Annotated in this window: 10 protein-coding genes; 9 read left to right on the forward strand and 1 reads right to left on the reverse strand. The window is 54.0% G+C overall.

The genetic code is table 11. The features are described from left to right. Positions 1-105: 105 nt before the first annotated feature. On the reverse strand, positions 106-1,086 hold the full coding sequence (locus Q1B27_RS11065) for a LysR family transcriptional regulator (protein ID WP_299847432.1): 981 nt from the start codon (positions 1,084-1,086) through the stop codon (positions 106-108). A 107-nt stretch (positions 1,087-1,193) separates the two neighbouring features. Between Q1B27_RS11065 and Q1B27_RS11070 the strand changes: the two genes are divergently transcribed. From Q1B27_RS11070 to Q1B27_RS11110, 9 genes are all read left to right on the forward strand, one after another. After that, entirely contained in the window at positions 1,194-2,714 is a 1,521-nt protein-coding gene (locus Q1B27_RS11070; protein ID WP_299847434.1) for a trimethylamine methyltransferase family protein, read from the forward strand. Further along, positions 2,714-5,107 (forward strand): FAD-dependent oxidoreductase, encoded by a 2,394-nt coding sequence (locus Q1B27_RS11075; protein WP_299847436.1) that lies wholly within the window; start codon positions 2,714-2,716, stop codon positions 5,105-5,107. The genes Q1B27_RS11070 and Q1B27_RS11075 overlap by 1 nt, the downstream gene beginning before the upstream one ends. Beyond that, positions 5,104-7,506: an FAD-dependent oxidoreductase gene (locus tag Q1B27_RS11080; RefSeq protein WP_299847438.1), complete on the forward strand. Its 2,403-nt coding sequence runs from the start codon at positions 5,104-5,106 to the stop codon at positions 7,504-7,506. The genes Q1B27_RS11075 and Q1B27_RS11080 overlap by 4 nt, the downstream gene beginning before the upstream one ends. Before the next feature lie 20 nt (positions 7,507-7,526). Further along, on the forward strand, positions 7,527-8,849 hold the full coding sequence (locus Q1B27_RS11085) for an aspartate aminotransferase family protein (protein ID WP_299847440.1): 1,323 nt from the start codon (positions 7,527-7,529) through the stop codon (positions 8,847-8,849). 83 nt (positions 8,850-8,932) lie between these two features. Further along, positions 8,933-9,790 (forward strand): flagellar motor protein MotB, encoded by an 858-nt coding sequence (locus Q1B27_RS11090; protein ID WP_299847442.1) that lies wholly within the window; start codon positions 8,933-8,935, stop codon positions 9,788-9,790. A gap of 97 nt (positions 9,791-9,887) precedes the next feature. After that, a complete protein-coding gene (locus tag Q1B27_RS11095; protein ID WP_299847444.1) occupies positions 9,888-11,183 on the forward strand; it encodes a flagellar hook protein FlgE in 1,296 nt (431 codons plus the stop codon). 52 nt (positions 11,184-11,235) lie between these two features. Further along, the gene (gene flgK / locus Q1B27_RS11100) at positions 11,236-12,690 is read left to right on the forward strand and encodes a flagellar hook-associated protein FlgK (protein ID WP_299847446.1); all 1,455 of its coding nucleotides are present in this window, start codon (positions 11,236-11,238) and stop codon (positions 12,688-12,690) included. A 3-nt stretch (positions 12,691-12,693) separates the two neighbouring features. After that, positions 12,694-13,704 carry a flagellin gene (locus Q1B27_RS11105; RefSeq protein WP_299847448.1) on the forward strand — a complete coding sequence of 337 codons (1,011 nt, stop codon included), beginning with the start codon at positions 12,694-12,696 and terminating at the stop codon, positions 13,702-13,704. After that, positions 13,701-14,813, forward strand: coding sequence for a flagellar basal body P-ring protein FlgI (locus Q1B27_RS11110; protein WP_299847450.1), 1,113 nt, complete (start codon positions 13,701-13,703; stop codon positions 14,811-14,813). Before Q1B27_RS11105 ends, Q1B27_RS11110 begins: the two co-directional genes overlap by 4 nt. Positions 14,814-15,119: the final 306 nt, after the last annotated feature.

Raw genomic sequence — 15,119 nt, forward strand, 5'->3', positions numbered from 1 at the left:
GTGCGCGACGACCGTCGCGGTGATCTTGGACCTTTGGGGCCATTTTGCGATCTTTCGTTTCCATTCGTTAGCGACGCTGCGCTGCGATCATGATTCTGTCAAGCGTCACTTATCGGTCTGCTGCAAGCTTGGCGTGATAGCCTCTTGTCCCACCGTGCCGATGCAATCCCTGATTTTTTCGGTCAGTACGCGCTGTGCAAGCGATGCTATTTCAGCGGGTAGAGATCCAAGTTCATTTTCTCGCGCAAGTACGGTAATCGTTCGTGTCATCCCGGCCACGGGCATCGGCCGTACATCCAACGGCATTTGTTCGGCTACGCCATCAATCAGCAAGCTTGGTGTCAGAAAAGTTACCCCCATGCCGCTGGCCACGCACGCCGTGACCATGCTGGACCTATCTGCCTGGATAACGCGTGGCGCACGCAATTTCAGTCGGCGCATATGCTGTTCTATTTGTCGGCCGACACTGGTTGAATCGGCAAAGCGCACCAGGGGCATACGCTCCAGTATGGTGGGCAAATCGTTACGGGGGCCATCGTAATCAACCGGAAACACTAGCAAGTAGCGCTCTTGCAGGACCGGGTGACGCTCCAACCCATCCATATCGTAAAACGGATCCGAAGTTATCACGATATCGGCGCGTTTTGTGCGCAACAACGCTTCGTGGTCGCCGCTGAGACCCGCCCAAAGCGATACGTCCTGAACTCGGTATTCACTTTGAGCCAGCGCGACCAAGGTAGGTGTCAAAGTTGTTGCGATCGACGCCAGTACACCAATGCGTAAAACGCTAATCGGATTGGGGCCGCTATGACGCATATTTGTCGACAGATCTTCGACCGCGTTCAGAATTTCGACGGCATGCCGATGGAGCAATCCACCTGCTTGCGTCAACTGAACGGGGCGCACAGTTCGATCCAGCAGCTTTGCCTCAAAAAGCCGCTCTAACGTGGCGATTTGCTGCGAGGCGGCGGATTGCGTGATGCCCAGCAATTGCGCCGCAGCCGTCAACTGCCCGGTTTCCACGACTGCCACAAACACTTCGATGGCTTTAACCAGATTGCTGTCAGTGGGAGGGCGCAGCGACATGGGCGTATCCTTGAAGGTAATACTATTAGATTTTCTAATGCTGTCGCAGGAAAATTGATTGCACAAGGGGCTTGTGGCTAGGTGGTTGTGGACGGAGGGGGCACAATTTGGCCAGACCAGGATCAAAGCGGCAGCGCAAAGGTGTGCGGACTCCGGAACCGCGCGCACCATTCATTGATCGAAAGCTCGGCACCTTCAACATTCTGGGCGAAGAGGGTCTGTGCCTGATCGAGCAAAATGCCGATCAGATCCTGCGTGAAACAGGTATGGAATTTCGCGACGATCCGGAAATCCTTGAAATTTTCCGCGATGCCGGTTGCGATGTACAGGGGGAACGCATCAGGTTTGATTCTGGTTTTTGCCGTCAAATCATAAAAGCAAGCGCCCCGTCTGTTTTCCGACAACATGCGCGCAATCAAAAAAACACGGTCCAGATCGGTGGCGCTGCTTCCGTGCTTTGCCCCTCATGGGGGCCGCCGTTTATCCACGATCTGGATCAGGGGCGGCGCTATGCGACCCTTAAAGATTTCATCCGTTTGGTAAAGCTGCACCAGACAATCCCGTGGTTGCACCATTCAGGCGGTATTGTCTGCGAACCTGTCGACCTACCCGCGAACAAAAGGCACCTGGATATGCTCTACGCCCATATCCGCTGGTCTGATCGTTGTTTCATGGGAGCTTTCATTGGTGAAGAACGCGCCACCCATGCGCTAGAAATGGCGCGCATCGTTTTTGGCAATAACTACGTCGCTGAAAACCCCGTACTTTATTGTGTTTCCAACACCAATGCACCGCTGGTGATGGATGCGCATATGTCAGGTTCCCTCAAAGCAAACGCTCGTGCCGGACAACCCGTCGCCTGTACTCCCTGGGTTCTGACCGGTGCGATGAGCCCCTGCACCGTCGCAGGTACATTGGCGCAAGTTCTGGCCGAGACGATGGCGACGATGGCGTTGACGCAATTGATCAATCCCGGTGCGCCATGCCTGATGGGGTCCTTTGCCTCGACCATGTCGATGCAATCTGGCGCGCCGACCTTTGGCACACCCGAGGCCGGTCAGATGGTGCTGGCAGCAGGGCAATTGGCGCGGCGGTTGGGCGTGCCACTGCACACGGTGGGCACACTGTCGGCGTCGAAACTACCCGACGCACAAAGTCAGCAAGAGGGCACATGGGGCCTAATGATGGCGCTTTTTGCTGGGGCCAATGTAATCAACCATGCAACTGGCTGGCTCGAAGGTGGCTTGGTGACAGGGTTTGAAAAAACCATCATTGACGCCGATCTCTGCGGTAAGCTCTGCCGGTTCTTCGAGGGCATCGACCTAAGTGAAAATGCGCAGGCCATGACCGCAATTGCCAGCACCGGGCCTGGGGCACACTTTCTTGGGTCCGATCATACCCAAACCAATTTTCTGTCGGCGCTCTTCCGGCCAGAAACACCGGATAACGACTCATTCGAGCAATGGGCGGCGGGGGGAAAACTGGATACCACGCAACGCGCCAATGGGATTTGGAAAGAGCGGCTGGCACAGTATGAGGATCCGGGCCTCGACCCTGCTATCGACGAAGAACTCAAGGCCTACATTGCGCGGCGCAAAGCCGAAACGCCCGATCAGGAGTATTTCTGATGGCGCGGACAATCATCATCGGCGGCGGCGCAATCGGGTTGAGCCTTGCTTACCATCTGGCAAAGCGGGGCGCAAAAGATGTGCTCCTGTTGGAGCGCAATCAGTTGACGAGCGGGACAAGCTGGCATGCTGCGGGCATTGTTGGTCCACTCAGAGCCACGCCCAACATGACACGCCTGGCGATATACGCGACCGAGCTTTTCCCACAGCTCGAGGCCGAAACGGGCATGAGCACCGGCTTTCGCCAAACCGGCGGCTACTGGTTGGCGCGACGATCCGAAAGGATGGACGAACTGCACCGCATCGCCGCCCTTGGTCGGTTCCTGGGGCTGTCGCCGACGATCATGGCGCCGAACCAGGTTGACCTACCGCTGCTGGATCTCTCCAACCACACCGGCGCCATGCATGTGGCAGAAGATGCAAATGTAAATCCCGTTGATTTGTGCATGGCCTATGCACGTGCCGCCAAAACAGCGGGCATCGAAATTCGTGAAGGTGCCGAAGTTGCAGAAATTCTGTTGCAGGAAAGCAGACCGATTGGTGTGCGGCTGACAGATGGATCAGAGATCAAAGCCGATCAGGTCGCGATTTGCGCAGGGGCTTGGTCGAAACCTCTGGCAGATGCGCTTGGCATAGCGCTGCCGTTACAAGCGATCGAGCATATGTATGTGGTGACCGATCCGATCCCCGGCCTGCCAGACCCGATGCCAGTCATTCGCGATATGGACACAGGCATCTATATCAAAGGCGATACTGGTAAGCTGGTGATTGGCGGGTTCGAACCGGATGCCAAATACTGGGATGCTTTCGGCCCCGAGGGTGACCGCCCCTTCCTTGTACTCACTGAAGACTGGGACCAGTTCACGCCGTTCATGCAGGCTGCTTTGGCACTCTGCCCCGTTTTGCAAACCGCTGGCATCCAACATTTCATGAATGGACCTGAAAGCTTCACTAATGACACCCGCCCATTCATTGGCGAAGCACCGGGTGTCGACGACGTCTTTGTAGCCGCTGGAATGAATTCCGTTGGTATCATGTCATCTGCCGGGGTCGGGCGTGTGCTGGCGGACTGGATGGTTGATCGGATGCCCCCATCGGATTTGTGGGAGGTTGATATCGCTCGTGCCGACCCAACTGCGGCAACTACCCAACATATGCACGCCCGGATGAAAGAATCCGTGTCCGATTTGATGGCAATGCACTGGCCGTTCAAACAACCCAAAGCTGGTCGCGGACTTAGATACTCGGTCTTGCACGATAAATGGGCGGCACAAGGTGCGGTATTTGGTCTGACTGCAGGTTGGGAACGGGGCTTATGGTACGCGAAAGACAACGTTGAATGCGAATTACCCTATTCTGTCGGTGCGCAACCTTGGTATAAGATTATCCAGCGTGAAGCAGCGCAGATGCAAGAAGGCGCCGTCCTTTTAGATTTGTCACCATTCGGAAAGTTCGACATTTCCGGGCCGGGCTGTCTTGATTTCCTTAACCATATCGCTTGCGCACAGATGGACGTATCTGTCGGGAAATCGGTTTATACACAAATCCTCAACGTCCGCGGCGGGATCGAAGCAGATGTAACCGTGACCCGGTTGGAAAAAGAACAGTTTCGCCTGATCTCTGGCGCGGCGACAAGATGGCGCGATGGTGCCTTGCTTCGCCGGTCTTCAAAAGGATTTAGAGTAAGCGTCCAAGACGTGACGGAATCCGAGGCCGTCATTGGTGTGATGGGGGCAAGCTCCCGTCGCATTCTGGCCAATCTCACCGAGGGCGACTGGAACAGTTTCGAGTTTTCAACCTGTCGCGATATCCAAATTGCGAAAACGCCCTGCCGTGCCAACCGGATCAGCTTTGTGGGGGAATTGGGTTGGGAAATTTCAGTGCCCACCTTTAATGCCGAGACGGTGTTTGATGCGTTAATCGACGCGGGGGCACGGCCAATGGGTCACTACGCGGTCGATGCATGCCGGATCGAAAAGGGCTTTTGTCACTGGGGCCATGACCTTGGACCCGAGATCTCGCCACTGGAAGCAGGACTTGGATTTACAATCGACTGGTTCAAGGAGTTCTACGGCAAAGCCGCGCTTAAGGCACAACGTGCACAAGGTCAGACGCGCCGCCTTGTGCTTCTGGATGTCGAAGGGCATCCGTTGATCCTGCATGACGAACTTGTGCTGGAAGATGGTAATGTGGTTGGCCTCACAACCTCGGGCGGGAAGGGTGCAAGAACCGGACTGACCCTTGCATTGGCATTGATCGACATCGGCCCTGGGGAAACATTATCTCTGACCTGCGAACGCACTTTTTCAGTGAATGTCGCCGGCGCATTCTATCCAGCGAAGGTCCTGCACCGCCCACCGTTTGACCCGGGTGGAGAAAGAATGCGCGCATGATCCAGGCTCAGGCTGTCATCATCGGGGGCGGTGCGATGGGCGTGTCGCTGCTATATCACTTGACCAAGGCAGGTTGGGCTGACGTTATTTTGGTCGAAAAGAATGATCTTACACACGGATCAACCTGGCATGCGGCAGGTTTATGCACGCATTTCGCGCATAATGCGACAATACAGGAATTGCGGGCCACCTCGGTTCGGCTCTATCGTGACATTCTGCCCGAGGAAACCGGGCAGAGCTGCGGGTTTCACCCATCAGGCGCAATGCGGATCACGCGCAATCCCGACCGAATGGATGAATTTCGCCACATCGCAGGATTGTCGGATTTCACCGGTTATCCACTTGAAGTTATTACCCCGGACCGCATCGCGGCACTGCACCCGCTGACAGAGCTTGAAGGCCTGCTGGGCGGCATCTATGAGCCGGATGACGGCCATGTAGACCCATCTCTTGCCACCAATGCGATGGCGCAAATGGCTCAACATCGCGGGGCTAAGATCCAACGTTTCAATCCGGTTCGAGCGATCCGGCGCACGAACGGAAGCTGGGTTGTCGAAACCGAAAAGGACACCATCACCACCAAGCACATTGTCAATGCGGCTGGCACCTGGGGGTGGGAGATCGGACATATGATGGGGCTCAATATTCCGTCAGTCCCTGTATTGCACCAATATCTTGTTACCGACACGGTGCCCGAAGTCGCCGAACGGCAGGCCAATGCTCTGCCTGAGTTACCGATCATCCGCGATCCGGAAGAAAGCTGGTATGTCCGGCAAGAACGCGACGGGTTGATCCTGGGTCCCTACGAAAAGCAGGCACAGGTATGGTCAGTCGCCGGCGTACCGAGCGGTTTTGGTGCCGAATTGATGCCGCCCGACCTGGACAGGGTAGAACATATCATCAAGGTCGCAATGTCCCGGATTCCGGCATTGGGCAATGGCGGTGTCAAAGCGGTCATTAACGGCCCGATCACATTCACTCCCGACGCTAACCCGCTGATTGGGCCTGCGCACGGGTTGGAAAATGCGTGGCTGCTGACCGGTTCAAGCATGGGAGTGATGGAAGGCGGCGGTGCAGGATGGTTTCTTTCCCATTGGATGACTCATGGCGCGCCACCAATGGACGCGCTGGCTGTCGACAGCCGTCGCTTTGGTACCTGGGCGGATCGCGATTACCGGGTCGGAAAGGCCATCGAGTGCTTTGGCCTGCAATTTGGTGTGCATTACCCTTACGAAGAACGTCCAGCGGCTCGCGGAAAACGACTGTCACCGTTGCATGATCTGATGCTGGAGAGAGGCGCTGTCATGGGGGCCGTACATGGCTGGGAGCGCCCTAACTGGTTCTCGGCCATACCCGGAGATATTGCCACCCACAGTTTCCGACGCACCCACTGGTTCGATGCAGTGGCACGCGAAACCCAAACCGTGACAAACGATGTTGCGCTTGCTGATCTCTCGGTCTTCTCCAAATTCGACGTAACGGGTCCGGATACGTGCATTTTTTTAGAAACTCTTGGCACCAACATTGCGCCGCGCACAGGTCGGATCGGGTTGACCCATACGCTCACTCGAGCCGGCGGTGTTATATCTGAATTCACTGTTGCTATGCTCTCTGAAACACACACCTATCTGACCTCGGCCGCCGCTGCGGAAGAGGTTGATTGGGATGTGCTGTCAGACCATGCCACTGACTTTGATGTGACCTTGACCAACCAGACCGAAACGATGGCAGTCATCGGTATCATGGGACCAAAATCTCGCGATGTCCTCACAAAAGTTGCGGATTTAGGCGGTCAATTTCCTTGGCTAACAACGCGAAATATCTGCGTAGCAGGTCACAAAACCAGGGCTTTACGCATCTCATATTTGGGAGAACTCGGATGGGAATTGCATATCCCTGCCAAAGTTGCGCGCGATGTTTTTCTGGCTTTGGAAACCGCCGGAAAACCACTTGGCATCGGCCAGTATGGCGCTTTTGCTGCCAACAGCATGCGGCTTGAAAAGGGGTATCGCGCCTGGGGATCGGATCTGACGACTGAACGGACACCTGCGCAGTGCGGTGTTGGGTTTCTGTGTAAACTGGACGGTCGCCAATTTACCGGGCGCGAGGCAATGCTGGAACGCAATCAGCATGAGACATGGTGCTCAGTCTTGCTGGAAATTGATGCTGCGGATGTTGATCCATTCTATGCTCACCCGGTTTACGATGGCGATACACTGATCGGTGTCGTCACCTCGGGCGGATTTGGACATAGGACACAGAAACATCTGGCGCTTGCGCTATTACGCCGCCCGATATCCACTCATCATTTCAGCATCGAAATTCTCGGACGGCGATATCCAGCAACACTGCTAACTCAAGCACCGTTCGATCCAACAAATACCCGCCTCAAGGCGTGATCTGACGAGGAGCCACAAACATGACCCAACACCCAGCTCTGACAACCAGTTGGCAAATCGACGAAATCGCGCAGATGCGAGATACTTATTATGCCGCCAGCCAGCGCAAGTTTGTACCATTTGCCGAGCCAATGGTCTTCAAGAAAGGTTCGATGCAGTACTTATGGGATGCCGAGGGTCGAAAATATATTGATCTTCTGGGTATGAACGTTTGCATTTCGGTTGGTCATTCCCACCCTGCGGTTGTCGCCGCCGCGACCGCGCAGGCGCAGGAACTGACCCATTGCACGACGATGTTTTACCATCCTACCCCGGCCCATCTGGCGCAAGAACTGGCCGCGACGATGCCCAAGGGGCACGATTGGGTTGTGCACTTCACCAATTCCGGGTCGGAGGCTGTCGATCTGGCACTGACCATGGCACGTACTTACACTGGCAATCTTGATATGCTTGCTTTGCGCTCTGCCTATCATGGGCCTACAGCTGCAGCGCAATCGGTGACCGGTATCAGCGGTTGGCGTCATCCGGGGATGCCGGGCAACGTGACCTTTGTGCCCGAACCCAATCAGTATCGCGGCATTTTCGGAGAAGACGCCGGAGCTGCACCTTATCTGGACGAGATTGATCGGGCCCTCACTTTTGAAACCTCGGGACGGGTCGCCGGCATCATTGTCGAAAGCGTTCAGGGCTATGGAGGCATCATTGAGATGCCACCAGGTTACATGTCCGGTGCAGCTAGCCGCGTGCGGGCGGCTGGTGGTCTGTATATTGCAGACGAAGTTCAATCCGGCTTTGGCCGCACAGGTGATCATATGTGGGGTTTCGAGGCCGACGGCGTGCTACCTGATATCGTTGTCATGGCCAAGGGCATTGGGAACGGCTTTCCCCTCGGTGCTGTGGTCACCCGCAAGGAAATCGCAGCACCTATGGCAGACAAGTTCATGTTTCATACCTATGGTGCCAACCCCACCAGTTGCGCTGCAGGACGCGCCGTGTTGCAGGTGATCCGAGAAGATAATGTGATGCAACATGCGAAAAGGGTCGGGGCAGCTTTGTTGGAGCGTTTGAAAGATCTTCAATCGCGCCATGAGGTGATTGGTGATGTACGTGGGCGCGGCCTGATGTTGGCGATCGAAATGGTAAAGGATCGCAAAACCAAGGAACCCGATGCCGAAACGACCGCCGCCATATTTGAAGCAACCCGTGAAAGTGGGTTGATTCTCTCGAAATCAGGTGCATGCCGGTCCTGTCTGCGGATGGTCCCGCCGATGTGTCTGTCATTGTCCGATGTTGATCAGGTGGCGGACGGTTTGGATCGTGCGTTTACCGAAACTTCACGATAAATCCAGACAAGTTGAGTTGTTAAGTCCGCCGTAACACCTGCTCTGATAGGTCTTGTCTTGGGTGAGTAAAAAAGGTGGTGGATATGAGCGCGCAAAGCAATGCGGCGCCAGTCATCATTAAGAAGAAAAAGGTCGTCAGTGGCGGTGGGCATCATGGTGGTGCCTGGAAAGTTGCTTATGCTGACTTCGTTACGGCGATGATGGCTTTTTTCCTATTGATGTGGCTGCTGAACGCAACGACTGAGAAACAACGTAAGGGCATAGCTGATTACTTCAGCCCTACGATACCGATTACTCGTGTCTCGGGTGGCGGCAGCGGTCAATTTGGTGGTGAAAGCGTATTTTCTGAAAACACCTTGCAACAGGATGGCACCGGCGCAAGCAGGCAGAATCCAACCGAGGCACGGCAAGCCCGCGGTGAAATGGGTGTTGCCGAAGAAGGTACTGATGGTTCTGACGGCAAACAGCAAGAAGACGCCGCGTTCAAGGACATAGAAGATACCCTGATGGGACGGGCGGGCGAAAGCTCGATATCACAGGCAATGCGCCGTCATATCACAACCCGCGTCACCGATGAGGGTCTGGTTATCGAACTCTTCGATCTTGAAAATGCGCAGCTTTTTGAAAAAGGCAAGGAAACGCCAACACCGCTTATGACTGAGCTTGCGGTATTGATCGGCTCCGTTGGGCAGTTGGTCCAGAATGGGATCGCCGTGGAAGGTCATACGCGTTCAGAACCCATTACTTTGGTAACGAATCCAGTTTGGGATTTGTCGACGGCGCGCGCCAATCAGGTACGCCTTATGCTTCAAAGCACAGGTATATTGCCGCAACAGATGCGCCGCGTTACCGGTCATGCAGATCGGGAACCAGCGGTTAGCAATCCAATGGCAATTCGCAACAATCGCCTCGAGGTAATTTTCCTTAGGTCGGACCAGTGAAGGGAAATAGAACGCATTTTATCTGTTAGCGCGCTGTTAAACGGACGGCCTTACAACTGCACCCAGATATCAGTTGGTGCAGCAGAAAGGCGTAACCATGACAATTTCCTCTTCGTTGAATGCCGGTGTGGCCGGGCTCAGCTCTAACGCGACCCGACTAGCAACAATTTCGGACAACATCGCGAATTCATCGACCTATGGTTACAAACGGGTAGAGGCTGACTTTCAATCTCTGGTCATTTCGTCAAGCGGTGGCAGTTATTCTGCTGGCGGTGTTCGTTCGACCACCCAACGGTTGGTCAATGAGCGTGGAACGCTCGTCTCAACATCCAATGCGACAGATTTGGCCGTCCGTGGACGAGGTATGCTTCCAGTAGCTCTGGCCAATCAGGTTGAAGCCGGAAATCCTCAGATGCTGCTGACAACTACTGGATCTTTCCGCACGGATTCGGAGGGGCGTTTGGTTACAAATTCTGGTTTGGTTCTGATGGGTTGGCCTGCTGCTTCCGATGGAACAATTCCAACGTTCCCCCGTGACAGCCCAGATGGTCTGGAACCGGTTCAGATCAATATGAACCAGCTGACTGGCACACCGACCACTGAGATAAGCTTTGGCGTTAACCTGCCGGCGACGGAAACCGAAGCCGGCGCCGCGGGTACTCCGATCCCGATGTCGGTGGAATATTTCGACAACCTAGGTAAATCGGAAAGTATCTCGGTCGAATTCACACCAACGGTGCCAGGTGCTGGGACATCAAACGAATGGACGATGGTCATGACCGATTCAGCCCAAGGAGGCGCCGTCATCGGTGAATATACGCTTACATTTGATGATTCACGCACCTCCGGCGGCACGTTGCTGAGTGTGGCAACCGTATCTGGTGGAGCATATGATCCCGTAACCGGAAGTGTGATTGTGGGCGTGGACGGGGGCCCGATGGAAGTCAATATCGGCCTGCTGGGTGCTTCTGATGGAATGAGCCAGCTGGGCGACAGTTTTGCTCCTTTATTGATTTCCAAAGACGGATCACCTGTGGGCAGCATGGTCTCCGTCGATGTTGATGGTAACGGATATGTTCGCGCGACATTTGACACCGGTGTCACCCGCACCATCTACCAAGTGCCCTTGGTTGACGTACCCAATCCCAATGGAATGGTGGCCATGGATCAGCAGACATATCTGCCCTCTCCTGACAGCGGCTCCTTTTTCCTTTGGAACGCCGGAGAAGGACCCACCGGAGAAGTGGTTTCTTATGCGCGCGAAGAATCCGCAACCGACGTTGCAGGTGAATTGACCGATATGATCCAGACACAACGCGCTTACTCTTCCAACGCAAAGGTCATTCAAACTGTCGATGAAATGCTCCAAGAAACCACGAATATCAAACGTTGATATTCATGGTTTCCGTCAAGGCATTTTCCGTCCGTAAGTAAGAGGTTCGATCATGAGTATTTCAGGCGCCCTATCCAACGCAGTAAGCGGTCTAAATGCCAGCGCTCTTGCGGCCGGTGTCGTATCTTCCAACCTGGCAAATGTGCTTACACCAGGCTATGGGCCTCGCGCCCTGGAACTTGCGTCCCAGTCAACAGGTGCTCAGGGTGGCGTTTCAATTGTTGGGATTTCTCGCCATGTCGACCAGGGAATACTAAGCGACAGGCGTTCGGCCGATAGCGAATTGGCCTATGCCGGAACCCGAGCCACATTCATCGAACAGTTGGAGCGGATCGTCGGCACACCAGATGAGACTTCATCACTATCCGCGCGCGTTGCAGCGTTTGATGCCAGTCTGATTTCCGCCGCAAGCCGTCCAGAAGCAACAGAGTGGCTGCAAGCCGCCGTTCAGCGTGCCAGCGAGCTGGCGGATACGCTGAACGCAATTTCATCCGAAATTCAAACACGCCGAACTGCTGCTGACAGCGACATCGCTCAGGCAGTCGAAACGGTTAACACGACGCTTGAGCGGATACGCACACTCAACGTTCAGATCGCTCGAACCGCTGATGGCGGGAATACGATGGCGGCGCTGCAAGACCAACGGCAATTGGCAATTGATCAATTGTCAGAATTTGTTCCGGTTCAACAAATTCCACGCGACAACGGCGCGGTGGCCCTTTTCACTCCTGGTGGTGCAATTCTGCTGGATAGTACAGCCGCAGAGCTTGACTTCACATCGTCAAATGTTGTGGCTCCGCATATGACACTTGGATCGGGGCTTGTATCTGGTCTGACGATCAACGGCATCAATGTCACCCCGTCCGGTAACAATAGCCCGATTTCAGGGGGTAAACTCTCTGCGCTATTCGAAATTCGTGATGATCTTGGCGTTGACGCAAACACCCAGGTTGATGCCTTAGCCCGTGACCTGATTGAACGTTTCCAGGCGGCCGGGCTTGATGCTACCCGCGCTCCCGGCGATCCTGGCCTATTTACCGATGCCGGTGTCGTTTTTGATCCCCTGAATGAAGTCGGAATAGCTGGTCGAATTGCGGTAAATACAGCGGTTGATCCTGATAATGGCGGTGAACTTTGGCGTCTGCGTGACGGATTAGGCGCAGTTGCCCCTGGGCCTGCTGGTAACAGTGCGCTGTTGCAGCAATTACAGCAAACGCTCAACCAAAACGGAACACTCAATTCGGGAAATCTGGGCGCAGCAGCGCGTTCTTTGTCTGGTCACGCGGCGAGCTTCGCCTCGCGTATTGGACAAGACCGATTGACCCTGGATCAAGACATTAGTTTTGCTGCGACAAGGCAGAATGAACTCTTATCCCTGGAACTGGCAGGCGGCGTAGACTCGGACGCTGAAATGCAACGCCTGCTTTTGATAGAGCAAAGCTACAGCGCGAATGCCCGCATGATCCAGACAATTGACGAAATGATGCAAGCTTTGTTGAGGATTTGACACATGAATATACAATCACTCGGCGACCTGGCGCAAACATTCAAAATGCGCCAGCAAAATGCTCAGCTAAAACAGCAAATGGCACGGCTAACCGAAGAACTGACCAGCGGACAGGCAGCTGATGTGACGCGTCAACTGTCCGGAAATTTTGGCCATTTGTCTGATATCGAGCACGACCTGAAAGCGCTGGAAAGTTATCGCACGTCCGCGATCGAAATCGGTGTTGTAACAACCGCCATGCAAGACGCATTGGAGTACGTTCAAACACTCGCCGGTGATTTGGGAGCCAATGCCGTCATTTCAGGTACAACATCTGGCGGTTTGCCACTCAGCGCTGTTTCGGAACAGGGTCGAGGGGCGCTCGACTCCATCATTTCTGCTATGAACACCGAAGTTTCGGGCAGATATCTCTTCAGTGGTACCGATATAGAAGCGAGACCTTTGGAATCTGCGGATACGTTGCTGACCGAAATTCGCACCGCTATTGCAGGCGCGGCAACAGCGGCAGACGTGGTTACGGCACTGGACACTTTTTTCGATACGCCTGGAGGCTCATTTGAAACGTTGATTTACCAGGGCGGTACAACGTTCTTGTCGCCTTACCAATTGGGAGAGGGTGAATCCGTCCGGCTAGATATTCGCGCTGATAATACAGCAATAAGGAATGTCTTAAAAAACACAGCGATGGCAGCTTTGGCCGACGATCCGCTGATCACTTTGTCGAATGCTGAAAGAGTAGAACTTGCTCAGCAATCGGGTGAGCGCCTTGTCACATCTCAAGAAACAGTGATCGGCATTAGGTCGAATCTTGGATTTGCCCAGTCTCGGGTAGAACAATCGGCGACACGTATCTCTGCAGAAACAAGTAGCCTTGAATTCGCAAGGAATGAACTGCTCTCCGTTGACAAATTTCGGACCGCGACAGAGTTGGAAAATGTTCAGGTCCAGCTTGAAACGCTCTACACGCTAACCGCACGCGCTTCGCGCTTCAGCCTGGTGAATTTCCTATCATGATAAAACTTCTTAAAAACATACTAATCTCCTTGGCAGTTTTCACCCTGGCGATTCCAGCTTCCGCAGGCTCAATACGTATCAAGGATTTGGTCGAGTTTGATGGCGTCAGAGGTAACGACCTTGTTGGGTACGGACTGGTGGTCGGCTTGAATGGAACGGGTGATGGAATTCGAAATGCGCCGTTTACCGAAGAGATTATGTCAAACATACTAGAACGCCTCGGTGTCAACGTTACCGGAGAACAGTTTCGTCCCAAGAACGTAGCAGCAGTATTTGTCACCGCAAGCCTGCCACCATTTTCACGCGCTGGCGGGCAAATTGATGTCACTGTTTCAGCGATCGGAGACGCCAAAAGCCTGCTTGGCGGTACTTTGGTCATGACACCTTTAAATGCCGCAGATGGTCAAATTTATGCTGTTGCCCAAGGTACAATCATTGCGGGTGGAGCCGCTGCTGAGGGAGATGCCGGAGGTGTAGTACAAGGCGTGCCGACATCGGGTGTAATTCCTGCCGGAGCCCGTGTAGAACGTGAGATCGAATTTGAATTCGCATCTCTGGAAACGATGCGACTAGCACTTCGAGAACCCGATTTCACAACAGCGGCAAGAATTGAAGCCGCCATAAACGATTCCTTCGGGCGTTCTGTGGCCATCATGCTAGATTCGGGAACTGTCCGCTTGGACATCAACAGAACACAGGCTAGGTCACCAGCACATGCGCTGGGGCGGATTGAGAATATTCTTGTTGAACCGGAACGCAAAGCAAGAGTTGTCGTTGATCAACGCTCTGGTACAATTGTCATGGGAGAGGACGTGCGCATATCACGGGTTGCTGTATCACAGGGCAATCTCACACTTCGGGTCGAGGAAGCTCCGTTGGTTGTTCAACCAAACCCTTTCGCAAATGGGCAGACCGTTGTAATCCCGCGCACCAATGCCGAGATTGAAGAAGAACCTGGAATAGGGCTCGCCGAAGTTCCGCCGGGCACGTCATTGTCCGAAGTGATTGCGGGGCTCAATGCTCTTGGCGTCTCGCCTCGCGATATGATTGATATCTTAAAAAGTATCAAAGCGGCCGGTGCGCTTCATGCAGAGTTTGTTGTCCGATAGGTGCGTAAATCAATCTAGCCCATCGCTATTTGACTTGTTCCACTTGAAGTCGAATGCATGATCAGACACGATCACTTCGGCAAAAAACCTAGGGGACCGTGATAGGTAGCGCCGCGATTACTCAGATCTGGCAGACTTCTCGATGATGACTTAGGTTAACGCCGATAGTTGTCCAAGTTCGCATTTCCTAGAAACCACATATAGTTCTACCTTTTTATAAATCTCTTGTTTCTTAAATTCACCCGATCAGTCAAAACCAATATTTTCTGGAAAATGAACAAGAAAAAGCTGACCATTCCGTTAACG

It is taken from the genome of uncultured Roseovarius sp. (genome assembly GCF_947489715.1).
GTDB lineage: Bacteria > Pseudomonadota > Alphaproteobacteria > Rhodobacterales > Rhodobacteraceae > Roseovarius.